20 protein-coding genes and 1 pseudogene are annotated in these 18,781 nt (G+C 67.1%); 9 read left to right on the forward strand and 12 right to left on the reverse strand.

Annotated features, from left to right (window positions below; all coding sequences use genetic code 11):
* Positions 1–408: SDR family NAD(P)-dependent oxidoreductase (locus tag NA4_RS19770; protein ID WP_157129153.1), on the reverse strand; the 408-nt coding region annotated here is incomplete at its 3' end.
* 86 nt (positions 409–494) lie between these two features.
* Here NA4_RS19770 and NA4_RS19775 point away from each other — a divergent pair.
* Together NA4_RS19775 and NA4_RS19780 are read left to right on the forward strand one after the other, a co-directional pair.
* Positions 495–1,055: a TetR/AcrR family transcriptional regulator gene (locus NA4_RS19775; protein ID WP_067471769.1), complete on the forward strand. Its 561-nt coding sequence runs from the start codon at positions 495–497 to the stop codon at positions 1,053–1,055.
* 313 nt (positions 1,056–1,368) lie between these two features.
* Entirely contained in the window at positions 1,369–2,832 is a 1,464-nt protein-coding gene (locus tag NA4_RS19780) for an MDR family MFS transporter (protein WP_067471772.1), read from the forward strand.
* A 93-nt stretch (positions 2,833–2,925) separates the two neighbouring features.
* Here NA4_RS19780 and NA4_RS19785 read toward each other — a convergent pair whose 3' ends face one another.
* The 6 genes from NA4_RS19785 to NA4_RS19810 all read right to left on the reverse strand — a co-directional run bounded on the left by NA4_RS19785 (position 2,926) and on the right by NA4_RS19810 (position 7,222).
* Positions 2,926–3,630 carry a flavodoxin family protein gene (locus tag NA4_RS19785; RefSeq protein ID WP_067471776.1) on the reverse strand — a complete coding sequence of 235 codons (705 nt, stop codon included), beginning with the start codon at positions 3,628–3,630 and terminating at the stop codon, positions 2,926–2,928.
* Positions 3,627–4,055, reverse strand: a complete 429-nt coding sequence (locus NA4_RS19790) for a hypothetical protein (RefSeq protein WP_067471781.1) — start codon at positions 4,053–4,055, stop codon at positions 3,627–3,629. Before NA4_RS19790 ends, NA4_RS19785 begins: the two co-directional genes overlap by 4 nt.
* Complete coding sequence (locus NA4_RS19795) at positions 4,052–5,191, reverse strand: molybdopterin-dependent oxidoreductase (RefSeq protein WP_067471786.1); 1,140 nt, start codon at positions 5,189–5,191, stop codon at positions 4,052–4,054. Before NA4_RS19795 ends, NA4_RS19790 begins: the two co-directional genes overlap by 4 nt.
* Positions 5,191–5,808, reverse strand: coding sequence for a class I SAM-dependent methyltransferase (locus NA4_RS19800; protein WP_067471821.1), 618 nt, complete (start codon positions 5,806–5,808; stop codon positions 5,191–5,193). The genes NA4_RS19795 and NA4_RS19800 overlap by 1 nt, the downstream gene beginning before the upstream one ends.
* Before the next feature lie 77 nt (positions 5,809–5,885).
* Positions 5,886–6,554, reverse strand: a complete 669-nt coding sequence (locus NA4_RS19805; protein WP_067471789.1) for a TIGR04282 family arsenosugar biosynthesis glycosyltransferase — start codon at positions 6,552–6,554, stop codon at positions 5,886–5,888.
* Positions 6,551–7,222 (reverse strand): glycosyltransferase family 2 protein, encoded by a 672-nt coding sequence (locus NA4_RS19810; RefSeq protein ID WP_067471794.1) that lies wholly within the window; start codon positions 7,220–7,222, stop codon positions 6,551–6,553. The genes NA4_RS19805 and NA4_RS19810 overlap by 4 nt, the downstream gene beginning before the upstream one ends.
* 156 nt (positions 7,223–7,378) lie before the next feature.
* Between NA4_RS19810 and NA4_RS19815 the strand changes: the two genes are divergently transcribed.
* From NA4_RS19815 to NA4_RS19825, 3 genes are read left to right on the forward strand one after another with little or no spacing between them, the layout of a single operon-like run.
* Positions 7,379–8,680, forward strand: coding sequence for a hypothetical protein (locus NA4_RS19815; RefSeq protein ID WP_067471797.1), 1,302 nt, complete (start codon positions 7,379–7,381; stop codon positions 8,678–8,680).
* Between the two features lie 5 nt (positions 8,681–8,685).
* Complete coding sequence (locus NA4_RS19820; RefSeq protein ID WP_067471800.1) at positions 8,686–9,390, forward strand: response regulator transcription factor; 705 nt, start codon at positions 8,686–8,688, stop codon at positions 9,388–9,390.
* Positions 9,383–10,408, forward strand: coding sequence for a sensor histidine kinase (locus NA4_RS19825; protein WP_067471824.1), 1,026 nt, complete (start codon positions 9,383–9,385; stop codon positions 10,406–10,408). The genes NA4_RS19820 and NA4_RS19825 overlap by 8 nt, the downstream gene beginning before the upstream one ends.
* Positions 10,409–10,412: 4 nt before the next feature.
* Here NA4_RS19825 and NA4_RS19830 read toward each other — a convergent pair whose 3' ends face one another.
* Both NA4_RS19830 and NA4_RS19835 read right to left on the reverse strand, forming a co-directional pair.
* Positions 10,413–11,489, reverse strand: coding sequence for an NAD-dependent epimerase/dehydratase family protein (locus tag NA4_RS19830; RefSeq protein WP_067471827.1), 1,077 nt, complete (start codon positions 11,487–11,489; stop codon positions 10,413–10,415).
* Between the two features lie 90 nt (positions 11,490–11,579).
* Complete coding sequence (locus tag NA4_RS19835; RefSeq protein ID WP_067471804.1) at positions 11,580–12,023, reverse strand: DUF6010 family protein; 444 nt, start codon at positions 12,021–12,023, stop codon at positions 11,580–11,582.
* Positions 12,024–12,191: 168 nt separating this feature from the next.
* Here NA4_RS19835 and mbp1 point away from each other — a divergent pair, with 168 nt between their 5' ends.
* Positions 12,192–12,443, forward strand: a complete 252-nt coding sequence (gene mbp1, locus NA4_RS19840) for a microaggregate-binding protein 1 (protein ID WP_067471807.1) — start codon at positions 12,192–12,194, stop codon at positions 12,441–12,443.
* Between the two features lie 161 nt (positions 12,444–12,604).
* On the opposite strand, the gene NA4_RS19845 is transcribed toward mbp1, so the two are convergent.
* Positions 12,605–13,795, reverse strand: coding sequence for a lipase family protein (locus NA4_RS19845; protein WP_067471810.1), 1,191 nt, complete (start codon positions 13,793–13,795; stop codon positions 12,605–12,607).
* Positions 13,796–13,981: 186 nt separating this feature from the next.
* On the reverse strand, positions 13,982–14,728 hold the full coding sequence (locus NA4_RS19850; RefSeq protein WP_067471813.1) for a glucose 1-dehydrogenase: 747 nt from the start codon (positions 14,726–14,728) through the stop codon (positions 13,982–13,984).
* A gap of 372 nt (positions 14,729–15,100) precedes the next feature.
* On the opposite strand from NA4_RS19850, the gene NA4_RS19855 reads away from it, so the two are divergent.
* Complete coding sequence (locus NA4_RS19855) at positions 15,101–15,997, forward strand: alpha/beta fold hydrolase (protein ID WP_067471830.1); 897 nt, start codon at positions 15,101–15,103, stop codon at positions 15,995–15,997.
* A gap of 71 nt (positions 15,998–16,068) precedes the next feature.
* On the opposite strand, the gene NA4_RS19860 is transcribed toward NA4_RS19855, so the two are convergent.
* Positions 16,069–17,460 (reverse strand): WS/DGAT/MGAT family O-acyltransferase, encoded by a 1,392-nt coding sequence (locus NA4_RS19860; protein ID WP_067471816.1) that lies wholly within the window; start codon positions 17,458–17,460, stop codon positions 16,069–16,071.
* Between the two features lie 177 nt (positions 17,461–17,637).
* On the opposite strand from NA4_RS19860, the gene NA4_RS19865 reads away from it, so the two are divergent.
* A complete protein-coding gene (locus NA4_RS19865; RefSeq protein WP_067471818.1) occupies positions 17,638–18,540 on the forward strand; it encodes a metal-dependent hydrolase in 903 nt (300 codons plus the stop codon).
* Positions 18,537–18,781, forward strand: a pseudogene (locus NA4_RS19870) (PDR/VanB family oxidoreductase); the annotation flags it as partial. The gene NA4_RS19865 and the pseudogene NA4_RS19870, both read left to right, overlap by 4 nt.

Raw genomic sequence — 18,781 nt, forward strand, 5'->3', positions numbered from 1 at the left:
GTTCACGATGACCGGCCGCTCGACCGCACGCAGCCGCGCGGCGAGTCCGGTGACGAACAGATACTTGGAGACGAAGAACAGCACCCAGGACGCCTCGCGTCCCTCGGCGGTGGTGTGCCTGCGTTGCCGGATGAACGAGGCAGCGAGAACCAGCGCGTCGATCTGCTCGTGGTTCGCCCGCAAGTGCTCGACCACACGGCGGCTGTCGGTGACCGAAGACAGGTCGGCCGGGAGGAACTCCGCGCGTGCCGTCGCCGACTGGTCGTCGCCCGCGACCGTCGTGAGCAGCGCATCGAATTTGGCACGGCTGCGCCCGATCACCACGACATGGTCACCCGCTCGCAGGAAGTGCCGAGCCAGCGCTGCTCCCATGCCGTCGGTACCTCCCGTGATCACGATCGTCCGCATAGCCTGCCTCCTTGATTCCGGAACTCATGTTCCGGATCAGACTAACATCAAGCGGAACATGTGTTCCGAATCGCTATAGTGGGCGGGTGACAGGAGATCGCAAGCAGCGGCGCGACGCCGTCGCCAACCGGGAAAGGATCTTGGCGGCCGCGGCAGAGGCCTTCCGGGACAGCGGGATGGCCGTGGACATGCGCGCCATCGCCGCCGCAGCCGGCGTCGGCGTCGGCACCCTCTACCGGCACTTCCCCACCCGCGAGCACCTGGTGCACGCCGTGACCGGGACCGATCTCGCCGACCTTGCCGGCGTATCCCTTCGCGAAGGAGTGTCCGCGATTGCCGGTCTTCGGGAGTTCTTCACCGCGACGGTGGTTCAACTCATCGGCAACAAGGCAATGGTCGATCTGCTCGCCGCCGGATCACCGTCGGAGGCGGATCTCCAGCGATGCCTCGCGCACCTCACCGAGATCGGCCGGCAGGCTGTCCATCGCTCCCGCACCGATCACACCCTCGCCGCTGATGTGACCGCTCGCGACATCGCCTTTCAACTTCTCGGACTAATCCGCATCGCGCAACTGATCCCCGACCCGGAACCGAGCACGATCGGGCACCATGTAGAACTCGCGCTACGTGGCCTGGCCGCGAAGTAGCCGGGACACAGCCGTTCAGGTGCCGACGATCGTGGTCGCACCTGAGATGTCGTCCGGAGATAGGTGACGAGGCTCACGATCCGGTTACGGCGGACCGTGGGAAAGCTTGCTGACCAGCAACTTCACCTAGGGTGATCGGCGAGTCGGGGGAAAATCGGGTGGTTTGTGTCGGTGCCGACCGGAATACTGACGCGCGCCCGATGAGTTCGAGCAGCCGATCCCGTCTCAACGACTGTGGCGCCGGGACGCGATCCGCTGACTCGGCAACGGGCCACATATTTCCTGACCACGTCCCTGCTCCCGGAGGTATCCGATGTCCGCCCAACCATCCGCTCCCGCCTCGGGAGGGCGGACACCGACCGTCATCAGAGTGCTGGTCCTCGCGACCTTCGTGGTGATCCTGAACGAGACCATCATGATCAACGCGATCCCGCGGCTGATGGAGGACCTCGCGATCACCGACCGGTTGGCGCAATGGGTGTCCACCGCGTTCATGCTGACGATGGCGGCGGTCATCCCGGCTACCGGCTGGTTCCTGCAGCGGGTGTCGACCAGGCAGGCCTACGCCGCGGCGATGGGCGTCTTCCTGGCCGGTACCCTGCTGTCAGCCGTCGCGCCGTCGTTCGCGGTACTACTCCTCGGACGCATCATCCAGGCCGGCGGCACCGCGGTGATGATGCCGCTGCTGATGACCACGCTGATGACGGTGGTGCCCGAGCACGACCGCGGCAGGGTGATGGGCAATGTCACCCTGGCCATCTCGGTGGCCCCCGCGATGGGTCCGGTGATCTCCGGCGCGGTGCTGCAGATCGCCTCGTGGCGTTGGCTTTTCCTGCTGGTGCTACCGATCGCGGGGGTGATCACCTGGCTCGGCCTGCGCCAGCTGGAGAACGTCGGTGAACCGCAGGCCGGGCAGATCGACGTGGCCAGCGTGGCATTGGCCGCGCTCGGGTTCGGCGGGCTGGTGTTCGGGCTCAGCCGGTTCGAGAGCGGCAATCTCGCGAGCCCGGCGCTGATCGTCGCCGCGGGCTCGGCCCTGATCGCCGCGTTCGTGTTCCGGCAGTTGCGCCTGCAGCGCACCGCCACCCCGCTGCTCGACCTGCGAGTCCTGCGGTCCGGCACCTACACCAAGGCGCTGATCCTGATGTCGGTGGCGTTCATGGCGATGCTCGGGTCGATGATCCTGCTGCCGTTGTACCTGCAGAACCTGCGTGGCCTGAGCCCATTGGCCACCGGCTTGCTGGTGATGCCGGGCGGGTTGGCGATGGGTCTGCTCGGACCGACCGTCGGGCGGCTGTTCGACCGATTCGGTGGACGCTTGCTGGTGATTCCGGGCTCGATCGGGATCGCCGCGTCGCTGGCCGGGTTCACCCAGATCTCGATGACCATGCCGTACTGGCAGCTGCTGATCCTGCACATTCTGCTGATGGTTTCGCTGGCCGCGGCCTTCACCCCGGTCTTCACCCTCGGCCTCGGTGCGCTGCCGCAGCAGCTGTACTCGCACGGCAGTTCCATGCTCGGCACCCTGCAGCAGGTGGCCGCGGCCTTCGGCACCGCCCTGGTGGTGACGGTGATGTCGGCCCGCAGCACCACGCTCGTCGCCGAGGGCTCCGACATCGTGACCGCCACCCTCGACGGCATGCGCCTGGCCTTCCTCGTCTCCGCGGCCTTGGCGCTGATCGTGATCGTCATGGCAGTGCTGTTGCCGGGCCGGTCCGCCGCTCCGGAAACAGGCGAAGAGCCCGAGACCACGACCCCCGAACTGGTCAAGGGCTGAACGGGATTCGGTATGACGAGGCCCCTGGCTGCATAGACAGCCAGGGGCCTCGTCGCATAGATCGGCCCGCTCCGGTCCGCCCCAGCGATGCGGCTACCGGTGCTCGGGATTCTCGAAGTCGAAGCGGCAGCCGGCGTCCCATTCGGAACGCTGGTTGCCGTGTGCCGGGATTCCATTGTTGTCTTTGAGCATTCGGGCCAGGTGCAGCAGGTTCCAGGTCATGAATGTGGTGTTGCGGTTGGTGAAGTCGTTCTCCGGCCCACCGGAACCGGGATCGAGGTAGGACGGTCCCGGTCCCGCCTCGCCGATCCAGCCGGCGTCGGCCTGTGGCGGAATGGTGTAGCCGAGGTGCTGGAGGCTGTAGAGGATGTTCATCGCGCAGTGCTTCACGCCGTCCTCGTTGCCGGTGATGATGCAGCCGCCGACCCGGCCGTAGTAGGCGTATTGGCCGTGTTCGTTGAGGATGGAAGAATTGCCGTAGAGCCGCTCGATGACCTTCTTGGTGATCGAACTGTTGTCGCCCAACCATATCGGTCCCGCCAATACGAGAATGTCGGCTCCCATGACCTGGCGTTGCAGGGCGGGCCACTCGTCGGTGGCCCAGCCGTGCTCGGTCATGTCCGGCCAGACGCCTGGGGCGATGTCGTGGTCGACGGCGCGGATATGGGAGACCTGGACGCCGTTCTTTTCCATGATGTGGGCGCTGAGGTCGATCAATCCTTGGGTATTGCTTCGTTCCGGTGAGCGCTTGAGTGTGCAGTTGATGAACAGGGCACGCAGGTCGCCGAAGCTGGTCATGATTGCCTCCTGGACGTGTTCGTGGTGGGTCTCCGTCGATGCTTTGCGGTGGCGGCCAGGACCAGCAGCCAGATGACGGTCAGGAGTATCGCGAGGCCGACGGGGTAGTTTCGGTCGAGAACGGTCGGGTTGCCGGTAACCGCGTGACCGCGACCGAGTACGGGCACGGCGATCAGAACCAAGGCGACGGTGCATACGGCGCCGCAGGCGGCGGCCGCCCACCAGGAACGTGGCAGGATCCGCCGGGCGCCCAGGCCGACTATCACGCTCAGGGGTGCGAAAACCGCGTCGTGGAGCAGGATTCCGCCCGCGAACCACAGCGCGATCGACAGCAGGTCGCCGGTGGTGACATCGAGCAGCAGGGTGATCGCGTAGCACATGAGCGATACACCGGTCACAGCCAGCAGGGTTCGTACGATGATCATGACAGCACCTCGATCGTGGACAGCCACTTCGTCTGCAGCACGCCGGGCCGGTTCGGGGCGATCAATCGGCACGGGTAGCCGTGATCGAGGTCGAGAGTCTCACCGTTGATTTCGAGGGCGATCAGCGTGTTCCTGTCCAGGGCATGGCGTTGCGGAAGAACCGAACTGTTGTAGATGCCGCCGACTTCGAGGGACCGCAGCCGGATATCCCCGCCTTGGTAGGACCCGACCGCGGCCAGCAGGTCCCGCATCCGGACGCCCGACCATTCGGCCGAGGCGCTCCAGCCTTCGACACAGGCGATCGGAAGCCGGGCGGAGGTCTGTGGCAGTGCGAGCAGTTCGGCTCGCGTGAAGTGATGACTGCGTCCGCCGATCGACACCGTCAACCGGTAGCCGGGATCGAGCGCCGCTGTGCTGGTCCCGGCCGCGGCCGCCGATCGGTTGACGGGAACACCCTGTGGTCCCTCCCCGCTGCGGGGTGCCAGCAGGGATACCCAGCGCAGGAATGGCACCGTCTGTCCGGCAACGGCTACGACGGCCACGCCCGCTGCCAACCAGGCAGCTGTCAGCACCCCGCGCCGCGAAACATGCTTGTGGTCTGCCGGTTCCGGGTCGGGCTCCGCTTCGTCGAGTGGGCGGCTCAGCGCTTTCCGAATGACCGGCAGCTTCACCGCAAGGTGCACGACAAGCGCGCCGAGCGCGATATACGCCATGGCGTAGTGGGCGGTGGGGAAGAAGAATTTCCACGGATAGTACTGCGCGATATTGAGCAATCCGGTGGACAGTTCGAATATCGTCGCCCCGACCAGCAAGGCGATGGATCCACGTTCCAGTATCCGTAGCGGCGACCCGATGACCGGTCGCTGGAACAGCTTCGGGTACACCGCCCAGAGTTTGACCAGCAGTAGCGGTATCGCGGCGATCCCGCAGATGACGTGGGCGCCTTGGGTTACCCGGTACAGCCACACCGGGCTGGCCGGCCACCAGAACCATCCGGGTGGATGTTGGATCCAATGGCTGAGCAGGCCCGTCACGAAGCAGATCGTGATGGCCGCGCCGAGTGCGAGACCCACCCGGCTCGCCACTTCCGGTCCACGGGCGCTCGACACCGCGACCGCTGGCTTGCGCACTATCATCACCCGGCCTCCGAAATGCGGCGCAACCAGGCGAAATGTCGCCCGGACACAGTAGCTGTCGTGATGACGCCGAATCCGGCGGCGGCGGACAACTCGTGCGCATGATCGATACCGACACGGGCCCACGGCATCCAGGCACCCACTCGCGTCCGGGTTTCCAGGCGAACCGGCCGGAGGTCGACACCGGTACGAGGTGGATCGAATTCGACGATCGCCACGCCGCCGCCGGCGAGCAGTTCCGCCGAGCGAGCCAGCAGTCGTCGCGGGTCGCCGCCGATCCCGATATTGCCGTCCGCGAGAATCGCGTATGACCAGCGTCCGGTACCGGGCAAGTGCTCGAACAGGTCTCGGCGCAACGCGGGGGCGCCGCGGAAGCGCGTGACCGCCACCGCCATCGGCGAAATGTCGACACCGAGAGCCAGCACACCCCGTCGCAGCAAGGCCGCGACGAGACGACCCGGTCCGCAGCCCAGATCTAGAGTCGGTCCATCGCACCAGTGGGTCATCATGGCGTCCGCGCGGCGGTCGGCGGTACTCGGACGTCCTAGCCAGCGGCGGGTCGGCAGCCGATGCCGGGCTCCATCCGCCGTGCGCATCCAGCATTCCGCACCGGTCATCGCCTGGTCGAAGAGACCGAGGGCGCAGTCCGGTCGCCGTGCGTCCGGGTGGACCGGTCGTCGAAAGATATCGAGGCTCATCGTGGCACCGGACTCATGCGGTGGATGATGTCGGCGAATCGCCCACCGGAGTGGGCGGCTACCCGGACGGCGTCGTCGAAGCTGTCGACGTCGCTGAACAGGGGAAGGTTGTGGACCTGTAATCCGCAGGACAGCAGGGCAGCGCGGGTCAGCTCGCCGGTGCGGCTGGTGGACATCGGGATCTCGGTGAGCACGCGCGCCGGTTGTGGCGTCGGCAGGCCGAGCGCCCACCAGCCGCCGTCCGCGGCGGGACCGAGTACAGCGGCCTCGCCGGCGGCCAACGCCGTGGCAGCGGAGGTGAGTACGTCCGGACCGATCTGCGGGGTGTCCATGCCGATCTGGAGAACAGGTGCGCCGAAACTCGCGGCGTCGGCGTGCGCGTTGGCCAGGCGTGCGCCGAAGTCCGCGCCGCGCTGCGGAATCACGCTGAATCGGTTCAGCATTCGGGCTATTTCGGCCCCGTGTTCGGCCGCACCGAGGTTTCCGGTGAACGCGACGACACGGTGGGTCATCTGGCTGGCCAGGACCGATTCCAGCGTGTCGAGCAGCGAAGCCGCCGCGACCAGCGCCGCTTCCCGTGGTGAGAGCGGTGGGGTCAATCTGGTCTTGGCGAACCCCGCGATCGGTGCTTTCGCCAGCACCAGCAGGGTGGTGGGGGAGGTCATCGCAGCACCGCCAAGAAGTCCACGGTGGCACGTAGTGTTCCGAGCGTTGAGCCGGAAACCTTCGATACGCCACCTGTGCGTGGCCGGTAGGTGATATCGCGCTCGACGACACTCCATCCCGCCCGCGAGGCTGCCATGAGAAGTTCCAGCGGATAACCGGACCGATCGTGCAGCGGGCCGAGTGACAGCATGGCGTGGCGCCGGGCCACCCGCATCGCGGCGATATCGTGCACGGGCAGGCCGTATTTGCGACGCAGGCGGGCAGCGATGACGCGACTCCCCAGTCGTGCGTGCCATGGCCAGACCCGCGCGTGCACGGGGCGGCGCCTGCCGACCGCGAGATCAGCGCCGTCCCGGACCAAGGCGACCAGTCCTGGCAATTCGGCTGGATCCATCGACCCGTCGCCGTCGAGTACCGCGACCAATTCGGTCTGGGCCGCCCGGATGCCAGTCTGGACGGCCGCGCCGTACCCGGGTCGGTCCTCACGGACCACGGTCGCGCCGCGGACTCTTGCGACTGCCGCGGTGTCATCGGTGGAGCCGTTGTCGACCACGACCGCGTGATACCCGATGGGGATGGCCGCCAGTACCGCTGGCAACGATTCAGCTTCATCCCGGCACGGGATCACCGCGGTCACACCGGCCGGGTCAGCACGAGTTTCTGTCACAGTTCAAACGCTAAGCCCGATAGCGCCGAAAAACCTGTGACGAAACGGTGACGGACTCGAAAAATGCCAATGGAACAGGGATAACGGCCAAACTATTGTCCTATCGTGATTCCCGTGCAAGACCTCGCCGAATCCGCGCGCAGACTCCCTACCCCGATGCGGGGCGACATAGTTGGAGCCGGTGTCGCCGCAGTACTGCTCGCCACCGCGTTCGCTATCCCGCATATTGCCAGCGAACAATGGCGTTCGAAGCTCTATGCCGGTGCGGCGCCGATTTTCGGCGAATGGTTGCCGCATGCCGGATGGGGCACCGTGCCGGCCGTTGCCGTCGCGGCGCTCGTGGTCATCCAGGGCTCGGCTCTGGCGGAGCGCCTGCCGTGGCGGCGGCTCCTGGTGACGGCGTGGATCGCCGCGGTCGCCTGGGCATTCTCGTTGGCCATGGTCGACGGCTGGCAACGCGGCTTCGCGGGGCGCTTGATCGACCCGAACGAATACCTGCACGAAGTCGGTGGCGTTACCGACATCCCGGTCATGCTGCGTGGATTTTCCGGCCGCATCCTCGACTTCCAGCCGGATTCATGGACCACGCATGTTTCCGGGCATCCGCCGGGCGCGCTGCTGTTCTTCGTGGCGCTGGACCGGCTCGGTCTCGGCGGTGGCACCTGGGCGGGGCTGGCCTGCATGGTCCTCGGCTGCAGTGCCGTCGTGGCCGTCGCGGTGGCGCTGCGGGCACTGGGCGCCGAGCATCGGGCGCGGGCGGCGTTGCCGTTCCTGGTGCTCGCGCCCGCGGCGTTGTGGATCGCGGTCTCGGCGGACGCGATGTTCGCCGGTGTGACCGCGTGGGCGGTCGCGTTGCTCGCGATCGCTTGCCGGCCAGGCGGCAGTCCGGTCGCGGGTGTGAGCGCCGGGGTCTTGTTCGGCTTCGGCATCTATCTCAGCTATGGACTGGTGCTGATGGCGATACCCGCTGCGGCTGTGTTGCTTTCGAGCCGCACGGCCAAGCCGCTGCTACTCGCCGCCGCGGGTGCGCTCGCGGTCGCGGCAGCCTTCACCCTCGCCGGATTCTGGTGGCTCGACGGCTACCACTTGGTGGTCGAGCGGTACTACCAGGGCATCGCCGCGGAGCGGTCCTACGCCTACTGGTGGTGGGGTAATCTCGCCGCGACCGTCTGTGCGGTCGGCTTGGCGACCTGCGCCGCTGCCCGGCGTGCGCTGGCATGGACGCGGCTGCGCGCACTCGAACCGGCGTCGTTGCTCGTGGCCGCAGGGCTGTGCGCGATTCTGGCCGCCGATATCAGCGGGCTGAGCAAAGCGGAGACCGAGCGGATCTGGCTACCGTTCGATATGTGGCTGCTGGTCGCAACCGCTTTCTTGCCCCGGTCCTCGGCACGAGGCTGGCTCGTGGTCCAAGCTGTCGGCACCTTGCTGCTGGTCCATCTGATCCTGACCAATTGGTGATACCCATGAGCATTCTGATCGCGGACGACGACCCGGTGGTGCGGGAGGTGGTGCGGCGCTACCTCGAGCGGGATGGTCTGACCGTGCGGGAAACCGCAAGCGGTCCCGAGACTTTGGCCGCGCTCGCCGATCCTGGCGATCCGGTGCAACTGGCGGTGCTCGACGTCATGATGCCCGCTCCCGACGGCATCGAAATCTGCCGGGCCATCAGGTCGGGCCCGCGGCCGGACCTACCGGTCATCCTGCTGACGGCGCTCGGTGACGAGGACGACCGGGTGCTCGGGCTGGAGGCCGGCGCCGACGACTACGTCACCAAGCCGTTCAGTCCACGCGAGCTCGCGCTGCGTGTCGCGTCGGTGCTGCGGCGCGCACAGGTGGTGCGCGACAACAGCCATCCGGTGTTGCGGGACGGAGCCGTCGAAGTGCGTCCGGCCAATCGCCTGGCACTTGTGCACGGGTCGCCGGTGGAACTGACGCCGCGGGAATTCGACCTGCTGGTCTTCCTTTTGCAGCATCCACACGAGGTGTTCAGCCGGGAGGAGCTCCTGGCCCGAGTCTGGGGCTGGGATTTCGGTGACCTGTCCACGGTCACCGTGCACGTCAAGCGGCTGCGCGGCAAGCTCGGCGACCAGCACCGCATCGAAACGGTGTGGGGGCGCGGATATGCCTGGGCGCGCAGCGAAGCCGGGAACGGAGGCAGCGATGCCTGAGGACAGCCTGCAGATCGTCGGCTACGCGCTGGCCTGCTCGATACCGGTGGTGCTGATCGGTGCGATCGCTCTGCGCGCCACCAGCAATCGCTCGCTGACCACGAGCATGGCGGTACTGGTCTTGATTCCCACCCTCGCGACTCTGGCGGGCATCGTCGGAGTCAGCGGGCTGATGTTCACCCATGAATTCCAGCGAAACGCCCTCGTCTTGGCGGTGGTCGCGGCGGTAACGGTTCCGGCCGCTGTCCTGCTCGGACGTGAGCAGGCGCGAAAGACCGTCTGGGAGAAGGAAATCCGCGAGCAGGAGCGAGCCGCGGAGCGTTCTCGCCGTGAGCTCGTTGCCTGGGTCAGCCACGATCTGCGGACGCCGCTGGCCGGTATCCGAGCAATGGCCGAAGCGCTGTCGGACGGTGTCGTGACCGGCGCGGCCGATGTGACTCGCTATGCCGAGCAAATCGGCTGCGAAACCGATCGGCTCTCGCGGATGGTGGACGATCTGTTCGAGATGTCGAAGATCAACGCGGGAGCGCTGCGTCTGGAGCTGGAGCCGGTGGATCTGCGCGAGGTGATCGACGAGGTGCTGGCCGCCAACCACCCGACCGCCGAGCGGGCGCAGGTAGCGTTGCGCGCCGAGCAGCCTGCCGATCGAATCGTGGTCACCGCCAGTGATCAGGCGCTCGGACGGGTGCTGACGAATCTGGTCTCCAACGCCATCGCGCATACGCCGCCAGGCGGTGAGGTCGCGATCTCGGCGGGTATCTCCGAGGGGCGGGCATGGGCTCGGGTGGACGACACCGGCCCGGGAATCGATCCGGCGGATCTGCCCCGCATCTTCGAGGTCGCATATCGAGGGACGGCCGCTCGTTCGCCGGTGGCGGAGGGCGGAGTGCCGATCGGCAGCGGCATGGGGCTGGCGATCGCGGCTGGACTGGTCGAGGCTCATCATGGGGACATCACCGCCCAGAACCGAGAGCGCGGTTGCCGGTTCGAGGTTCGGTTGCCGCTCTCCGACAACTGAGGCACTACACCGTCGGCGCGCCGACCCCAGTGGTGGACCGGAGCGGCGCGAATGCGAACTCGGTCAGGCCACTGATCGGATCCACCTGTGCCGCGAAACCTATTGCGTGCCTGGCGCGGTTCGGGTTCGCGACGATGTGCCGCACGTCTCCGGGGCGATAACGTCCGGTCACCACCGGCTGCGGCCCGCCCCGCGCGGCGGCCAGCGTCGCGGCGACCTCGCCGATGGTGATCGGCTGCCCAGAGGAGATGTTCAACGGCGTGTATCCGGCCAGCGGATGTTCGACGGCGGCGACGTTCGCGGCGGCGATATCGGTGACGTGCACGAAATCCCGTGCTTGCCTGCCGTCTTCGAACACCTGCGGCGGCTGCCCGGCCTCCAAGGCCGAACGAAAGATCGCCGCGACCCCCGAATAGGGCGTGTCCTTCGGCATATCGTCGCCGTAGACATTGTGGTAGCGCAGCGCGGTCACGCTGGATCCGGTCGCCGATGCCCATGCGGCCGCGAAGTTCTCCTGGGCCAGTTTGCTGGCCGCATAAAGGCTTCGCGGACGCAGCGGGGAATCCTCGCCGACCGGAACCCACGACAGGATTTCGCCGGTGTCCGGATCGCGGTGCTCGAATATGCCGCTATCGAGGTCGTCGACGCGCCGAACGCCGACATCGACTGAGCCGTGACCGCCGTGATAGCGGCCTTCGCCATACACGACCATGGACGACGCCAGCACCAGCCGCCTGCACCCGGCACGAGCCATCGCGGCCAGCAGCACGGCGGTCCCGTAATCGTTGTGACTGGCGTAGGCGGGCGCGTCCTGCGCGCTCACACCCGCACCGACAACCGCCGCTTGATGACACACGACGTCGATGCCGCGCAGTACCCGGTCCAATGCGTCACCGTCGCGGACATCCAGTCGCCGCACGTCCTCCGGAGTCCGCGCCTCGTGCCCATGGGCAGCGGGCAGCATCAGATCCACACCGACGACCTCGTAACCGGCGGTGGTCAGCGCGCGGTGAACATGGGACCCGATGAACCCGGCGGCGCCGGTCAGCAGGACGCGGCTCACGAAAGAAGCTCTGGGCATGCCCCGATCGTGCCGGACCGAATCTCCGAGCAACACCATCCACGCCGCGGCGTCATACTTTCGTCATGGCGGTCGCGGAACTCCGCCGGGTCATCGGCCGCTGACGCCCAGTTTCTGTCCGCGCTCAGCTTGTTCGAGCTCAGGCACTGCTGCCTTGCTGCGAAACGAGAAAAGCGATGGACCGCCGCGGAAGCACCACAGGGCGATGACCGGGTCGCAGATCGCGCAACCGAGGGACGAGTCGTGGGCGAAGGGAACGATGGGGTTGCCCTTGAAATGGTGCAGCAGGTCCCAGGCGGTGTGCAGGAGCCATGCGATGCCGATGAAAGTCCAGGACTCCAGTCCGCGGTAGGCGCAGTAGGTGACTACGGCGGTGAACAGGAATTCCCAACCGCCGAATCCGCCGCCACTGAGGTAGGCGGCGCCGGCACCTGCGACCATGATGGCGTTGAAGCGCCGCCGGTGTGGTTCGCGGATCGCCGACATCGCCAGCGCATACAGGATGCCGATCAGGACCGGCGCAATGTAACTCATTTGTCGAAAGCTATCCGGCCTTCTTATGGCATCCCAGTGGCATTAATGCCACGTTGCAACGGGAACTCGCCACCCGGAACTGCGCGTGGTGGCGGTCACACGGTGATTGAGGGGGACGGGCACGGGTATGCGGCCGGTGTCAGCCGATAAGTGAATGGGAGGTATGTGATGCCGGAGCATCAGAGCGGACCTCGGGAAGCTGTCGAAGGTGTCGTCGAGGACATCAAGGGCAAGACGAAGGAAGCTGCGGGCGTCGTTACCGGTGACGCGGACCTGAAGAAAGAGGGTCGAGCGCAGCAGGACAAGGCCGAGTCCCAGCGGGATGCGGCACGCAAGGAAGCCGAGGCCGAAAAGGCCCGTGCCGAAGCCGATGTCGATGAGGCGCGGCAGGGCGCGTTCCAGAGGGGCAAGGACGCCTAGCTTCAGGCTGCGAGATCCGATGCGGCGGTAGGGCGGAACGGCCCGTTCCCGGTGGTGGCGATGTGCTGCCACCGGGCCGTCATGGAATTCATAGCGCCGCACCGCTTTTCGTGAAAGCGGCCACCGGGTCCAGGCGGCCCGGCCCCGCGGTTTCGCATTGATCAGCAATTGCTCGGCGCGGGCACACCGCGGAAGCGATCATCGAGCCAGCCGAGCGCCGACGGCACCCCCAATATCGCGGTGAACAAATGATCTGGGCTGGGCAGCATCTCGTACTGCAGCCGGACTCCCGCCGCGCAATACCGTCGGATCGTGTTGTCGACCGAGGCCACCGGGACCAGTCCGTCGTTCACCGCGCGCCACTGGAAGATCGGCGTGGTGGGGATGCCGTCATAGAGTTCCAGGCTGTTCTGCTCGAGCACAGCGAGCGCGGATTCGTCCTTGGCCAGCGATACCGAGGTAGCGACGTCCATGACGCTGCGCCCAGCGCCCGCCAGCAGGATGTCGTTGGTGCAACTGTTGGCTATGCGATCCCGGACCGCCAGGCCGAACGAGTTCAGGTGATCGCTGATCGGCATTTGGTCCGGATACTCCCGTTCCAGCCCGATCGCCGCCGCGAAGGCGAGCCCGAACGCCGCATGCCGCGTGTATCCGAGGCCGTGGATCATCTTGACGAGGTTCATCGGCACCCCACCAGCGGCTGCGCCGACGAGAGGCAGTCCCGGCGCGTAGGTCGGCGCGAGCGCGGCCGCCCACGTGGTCGCCATGCCGCCTCCGGAATAGCCGAGCATGGCGACCGGACTGTCGGCCAGCCCCAGCTCCGCGACCCGTCGCGCGGCGCGGATGCCGTCGAGGGTGATCATGCCGCCGAGTTTCGCCGCACCATAGGCGCTGGTCGGTCCGAGGTGGTCGGGGAGAGCCACCGACCAGCCGCGCAGCAGCACGGCGTTCAGCGCTGGTGCTTCGCGCACCATCAGGTTGGGGTCGTTGGTGTAGAGCACGCGAGACACCGCGCACTGTGTCCCGAGGCCGTTGATGATGTGCTGATAGGACAGCAGCGGCCCGCCGGGGACGTGATTCGGCGGTGTCAGCACGGTGGTGGTGGCCGCGATCGGCCTGCCCGCGGAGTTGCTGGAGCGGAACTTGATCATCGTGACCGTCGCGCCGGGGAATGCGAGCAGTCCTGGCATCGGCCGGACGGCGAGGACCTCGCCGGGCGCGGCGCGGTCCAGGTCCGCCGGTGCGGCATAGAACGGATCAGGATCCGGTGCCGGATAGATCGGCTCCGCGGCAGCCGACGGGGAAATTGCGAAAAGCACGGCCGCGGCGATGGTGATACCTGATCGAAGCATGGCGTTCGTAGACTCCCCTTCATCACTACGTGCGTTCCGGAACGGTGGTGCTGAAGTCGGATGCTCCAGGTACCGATCGCCTGCGACCGGTGCCCGGACCTGGTCACTGTAGGGGATGAGCGGAAGAAGCCGAGTTCGCCGCACCGCACCGCAAGCGCGGTTTCGCTCCGCGCTCGCCGCCCGAGTTCAGCTGTCGAAGCTCTTGTGCGGAATGCCCACTGTCAGACCGCCGTCGATGACGAACTCCGCCCCGGTCGAGTAGGAGGATTCGTCGCTGGCCAGGAATGTCACCAGCGCGGAGACCTCGGCCGGTTCGGCGGCGCGGCCGAGCGGGATCTGCAGGAAGTCCGCGGGGATGTTCTCGGTCATCGGCGTCCGGATCAGGCCGGGGTGCACCGAGTTCACCCGAATCTTGTACTGCGCCAACTCGAGTGCGGTGGACTTGGTGAGCCCTCGCACGGCGAACTTGGTGGCCGTGTAGCCGTGCAGGCCCGGGCTGCCGCGCATGCCCTCGACGGAGGAGATGTTGATGATCGAGCCGCCGCCCGCCTCGATCATGGCCGGGGTAGCGGCCTGCATGCCGAGGAACGTGCCGGTCAGGTTGATGTCGATGATCCGCTGCCATTCGGCCAGCTCGAACGCGACGAGCAGGTTGCCGTTCGCGATGCCCGCGTTGTTCACCAGCACGCTGAGCGATCCGAACCGGCCCACCGCCTCGGCGACGGCTTTGCGCCAGTCGTCGGGTTCGCGCACGTCGAGGTGGACGTAGACCGCTTTGTCGCCCAGTTCCTCGGCGACCGCGACGCCTTCGTCGTCGAGCACGTCGCCCAGGACCACCCGCGCGTCCTCGGCGACCAGCGCCCTGGCGTGCGCCGAGCCCATGCCGCGCGCCGCGCCGCTGATCAACGCTACTTTGCCGGTCAATCGCCCCATTCGCGGTACCTCCTTCTCTCGAAACAAGTCTGAAACACGTTACAGATTGCGCGGTCGGGCGCATCCGGCGACAGTAACCGAGCCCGCCGCCGGAAAGTCCTCTGCCCGCGCGACGGCCCGGGGCATTGTCACCGCGCTCGGGGTGATCGCGGGCAACGGCGCGGTTCTACCGCGAGCGCCGAGGAGGTGTCCGGTCTGCAGGTGACTCTCGCGCATCACCGTGCGCGGGTTCCGGCAGGCCGGTCTGCGTCGCGGAAACGGTGGTGCGCGTCCTGGCGTGACCGCTGGGAGGTAGCGCGGTCCGGCGACGCGGTTCACCGTTGTGCCATTCTGGTATGGAACGCGTTCTAATTTTCATCCTGGGAGGTGTCCATGACGTACTCGCCCCGACGGGTTGCGCGGTTCGGTGGACGTCTCCGGGTGCCGGACATCGCCGAGGTGCCCGGTGGCCGTCTGGTCGAGCTGACGGGGCGAGGCCGGACGTACGTGGTGGACATCCCGGGGCCGGATGGCGCGCCGGCTCTGGTGCTGCTGCACGCTACGGCGTGCACCGCCTATCTCACCTGGTTTCCGTCGCTGGCCGCGCTGGCCGAGCGGTACCGGGTGATCCTGTTCGACCAGCGTTGGCACGGGCGCGGTATCCGCGCCGGGCGGTTCACGCTGGAGGACTGCGCCGACGATGTGGTGGCCGTCCTCGACGCGCTACACGTGGACCGCGCCATGTGCGCGGGATTCTCCTTGGGCGGCATCGTGAGCCTGCTCGCCGGACATCGCCATCCGGACCGGGTGAGCGGTCTCGTGCTCTGTGCGACGCCCTATCGGTTCCAGGAAACGCTGCGGGAGAAGGCTTTCCATCGATCCTTCGGGGTCATCGCCGCCGCGGTCGGCCCGTACTCCTACCGGCGCGCCGAGAGGCTTGCCGGCCGCCTGCCGGAGCTTCCGGAGATCACCTGGCCGCCCGGACGACTCGACCGTTGGGCGCTCGGCGAATTTCGCAGCACCAGCGGCTGGGCGCTCGCACAGGTGGTGGCGGAAGTAGGTCGCTTCGACGCGACCGCGTGGTTGCCGAGTTTGACGATGCCGACGGCCGTGGTGATCACCACGCGTGACCGGGCGATCCCGGTCTCCCGGCAGGCGGAGCTGGCGACCATGATTCCCGCGGCGAGCACGCACGTGGTCGAGGCCGGGCACGCGTCCTGCGTGCTGGCGGCCGACCGATTCGTGCCGGTGTTGCTCGAAGCCTGCGAGGCGGTCGCCACGAAGATCTGACTCAGCCGGAGCGTTCGGCTGAAGCGGCCCTGTCCGGCGGCGGTGGCGAACAGGGCGGGCGGGCCTGGCGATCAGGCGGACGCCCGTGCCGCCGACAGCAATTCGGCGACCACACCGGGTACGGCGTCGGCCAGCTCCGCGATGTCGGGCACCAGTTCCTTGCAGGCGATGAAGCCGAAGTTGAGCTTGTCGCTGTTCGACAGCACGGTCACAGTCAGCCCGGCGCCGTGGAACACCGGTCCGAACGGGTACATCGCGTCCACGCGTACGCCGAGGAAGTACAGCGGCATCGGGGGACCAGGCACGTTGGACACCACCAGGTTGTGCACCACCGGGTGCATCTCGGCCAGCTTCAGCGTCGAGTACATGCGTGCGGCGAGCCGGAACGCGTTCGGCGGAGCGTATTCCGACCAGTCCTGCAAGAAGTCCGCGCCGATCAGTTCGTGTTCTTCCTTGGCCCCGCGATTGCTTTCGGCCACCTCCCGCAAGCGATCCACCGGATCGGCGATATCGGTGCCGAGCCGCGCGAACAGCGTGGAGACCTTGTTGATGCCCGCGGTATGCCGCGTCGAGTCGTGCACGGACACCGGGACGGACGCGATCAGCGAGCGATCCGGCAGTTCCTCGTGCCGCTCCAGATAGGCGCGCAGCGCCCCGGCAACGACGGTCAGCAGGACGTCGTTCACCTTGACCCCGAACGCGGAGCGGATCTCCTTGACGGCGTCGAGCTCGGCATCGGTGAACGCGACGGTGCGATGCGGGGTGATGGCGAGGTTGAACGGCGTGCGCGGAGCGGAGAACGGTATAGCCATGCCGGTCTTGTTCTGCCGGCGGCGCTGCGCGAAACCGGCTACCACGCCAACGGTTTTCGGCACCATGCCGAGCATGCCCGCTTTGGCCGGGAACTTCACCACCGCCTCCGCCAGCAGGCGCCAGTCGCTCGGCTTCGATTCGGGGTGCCACTGCTGGTCGGGCACCGGCTTGGTGGCGCCCGGTTCCAGATCGCACAGATGCATCATCAGATTGGTGCCCGTGATGCCGTCCACGGCGGCGTGGTGGTATTTGCAGATCACCGCCACCTTGCCGTCGTCGAGGCCCTCCACCACGGACAACTCCCAGAGCGGGCGGTCGCGGTCCATGGGGCGGCTGGCGATGTCGCCGACCAGCTCGGCGAGTTCGCGGTGTCCGGCCGGCGCGGCGATCGCGATTCTGCGCACGTGGTAGTCGAGGTCGAAATTCTCGTCCTCCACCCAGACGGGATGGTCGAGGTTGAACGGCACTTCGTACACCCGGCGGCGCATCTGCGGGATCAGTGGCAGTCGCCTGGCCAGTTCGGCTTTGAAGGTGTCGAAGGAGTAGTCCGCCGACGTCGGGTCCAGGATCAGCAGCGCGCAGACGTGCAGGTGCTGGGTCCCGGTTTCCAGGTAGAGGAAGCTGGCATCCAATCCGGTCAATCGTTCCATAGCGAAAGCCTACTAGAACGCGTTCTAGATTTTCGGCGCAAATCGGAATGCCGCGAAGTTGCCTCACCGTAGAGTACTTTGTGTGTTACTGATGGTTCTATATATGTGTATGATCCCTGCTACGAAGGCGTAGGAATCCTGCGCCCGCGTGGACGAGTGAGGGATCGAGGAGTACCGATGAAGCTACTTCGCAGGGCTGGGCGACGTCTGGATACCGACCCGGGACCGGTCGCGCTGCATGCCCGCAACGTGCGGTTCGATTGGGCCGGCACGCCCCTGCGCTGGATGCCCGCCGAGCCCATCGCCTCGCATCTGATCAACTCGCTGAACCTGCTGCTGCCCGAAGGCGAGCGCATGTTCTGCGCCGCCTACGCCGAGGCGCTGCCCTCCGTGCGGGACGACAGGCTGCGCGAGGCGATGCTCGGCTTCATCGGTCAGGAGTCGATGCACGCCGAGACCCACGACAAGGTTCTGCACGAGGTGCTCGCCGCCCACGGCATCGATCCCGAGCCCTATCTGCGGCAGGCCGAGTATCTGTTCCGCCGGACGCTCGGTCCACGGGACGTCGACGGCGTCGTGAGCCGGCAGGTGCTGATCGAGCGGCTGGCTTTCATCGCCTGCCTGGAGCACTTCTTCGCCTACCTCGGCGACTGGGTGCTCAACGCGGATCTGGAGCGGTTCGACGCCGACCCGCGCATGGCGGATCTGTTCCGCTGGCACGGCGCCGAGGAGGTCGAGCATCGCCACGTCGCACACGACGTCGCGGTGTACTTCGGCGCCGGTTACCTGCGGCGGGCCGGACTGATGACGCTGGTGTTCCCGATCTTCCTGACCTTGGTGCTGCGCGGCACCAAATTCCTGATCCACCAGGACCCCGAGCTACCCCGCCTGGGCTATCCGCGATTGCTGGCGCGGGTCTTCGGCGCGATGTGGCGCGGTGCGTTGCCGGGGGTCCCCTCACTGCTGCGGAGCGCGTTGAGCACTTTCAAGCCCGGTTACACCCCGGACTCGGTCGGCTCGACTGCGCAGGCGGTGGCCTACCTGGCCAAATCCCCTGCCGCCCAGGCGATCGCCTCGTGACGCTGCGGCCCGTCCCCGACCAGCTGCCCGCGGACCTGTTCGGCAAGCCTGCTCGCGACCGCACGGTGCGCGTGGTCGACGCGGTGGCCTCGGCGCGACTGCGCTGGACCACACTGGTCAACCGCCGCGACCCGCATCCGAAAGTGGACGACCACCGCCTCGCCCTGGTCGTGACCGAACGACGGATCGAGGCGCGCGACCAGGACGTGGTGAGCCTGCGGCTGGCCGCGGCCGACGGGCG

It is taken from the genome of Nocardia amamiensis NBRC 102102, assembly GCF_001612745.1.
In the GTDB taxonomy this organism is placed as follows: domain Bacteria; phylum Actinomycetota; class Actinomycetes; order Mycobacteriales; family Mycobacteriaceae; genus Nocardia; species Nocardia amamiensis.

Coding starts and splice junctions, on each gene's coding strand:
- NA4_RS19850 (WP_067471813.1), bottom strand. CDS start 14,728: ATGGGGCGATTGACCGGCAAAGTAGCGTTGATCAGCGGCGCGGCGCGC.
- NA4_RS19815 (WP_067471797.1), top strand. CDS start 7,379: ATGCGGGGCGACATAGTTGGAGCCGGTGTCGCCGCAGTACTGCTCGCC.
- NA4_RS19830 (WP_067471827.1), bottom strand. CDS start 11,489: ATGCCCAGAGCTTCTTTCGTGAGCCGCGTCCTGCTGACCGGCGCCGCC.
- NA4_RS19785 (WP_067471776.1), bottom strand. CDS start 3,630: ATGACCAGCTTCGGCGACCTGCGTGCCCTGTTCATCAACTGCACACTC.
- NA4_RS19835 (WP_067471804.1), bottom strand. CDS start 12,023: ATGAGTTACATTGCGCCGGTCCTGATCGGCATCCTGTATGCGCTGGCG.
- NA4_RS19855 (WP_067471830.1), top strand. CDS start 15,101: ATGACGTACTCGCCCCGACGGGTTGCGCGGTTCGGTGGACGTCTCCGG.
- NA4_RS19820 (WP_067471800.1), top strand. CDS start 8,686: ATGAGCATTCTGATCGCGGACGACGACCCGGTGGTGCGGGAGGTGGTG.
- NA4_RS19795 (WP_067471786.1), bottom strand. CDS start 5,191: ATGATAGTGCGCAAGCCAGCGGTCGCGGTGTCGAGCGCCCGTGGACCG.
- NA4_RS19805 (WP_067471789.1), bottom strand. CDS start 6,554: ATGACCTCCCCCACCACCCTGCTGGTGCTGGCGAAAGCACCGATCGCG.
- mbp1 (WP_067471807.1), top strand. CDS start 12,192: ATGCCGGAGCATCAGAGCGGACCTCGGGAAGCTGTCGAAGGTGTCGTC.
- NA4_RS19825 (WP_067471824.1), top strand. CDS start 9,383: ATGCCTGAGGACAGCCTGCAGATCGTCGGCTACGCGCTGGCCTGCTCG.
- NA4_RS19845 (WP_067471810.1), bottom strand. CDS start 13,795: ATGCTTCGATCAGGTATCACCATCGCCGCGGCCGTGCTTTTCGCAATT.
- NA4_RS19860 (WP_067471816.1), bottom strand. CDS start 17,460: ATGGAACGATTGACCGGATTGGATGCCAGCTTCCTCTACCTGGAAACC.
- NA4_RS19780 (WP_067471772.1), top strand. CDS start 1,369: ATGTCCGCCCAACCATCCGCTCCCGCCTCGGGAGGGCGGACACCGACC.
- NA4_RS19790 (WP_067471781.1), bottom strand. CDS start 4,055: ATGATCATCGTACGAACCCTGCTGGCTGTGACCGGTGTATCGCTCATG.
- NA4_RS19800 (WP_067471821.1), bottom strand. CDS start 5,808: ATGACCGGTGCGGAATGCTGGATGCGCACGGCGGATGGAGCCCGGCAT.
- NA4_RS19865 (WP_067471818.1), top strand. CDS start 17,638: ATGAAGCTACTTCGCAGGGCTGGGCGACGTCTGGATACCGACCCGGGA.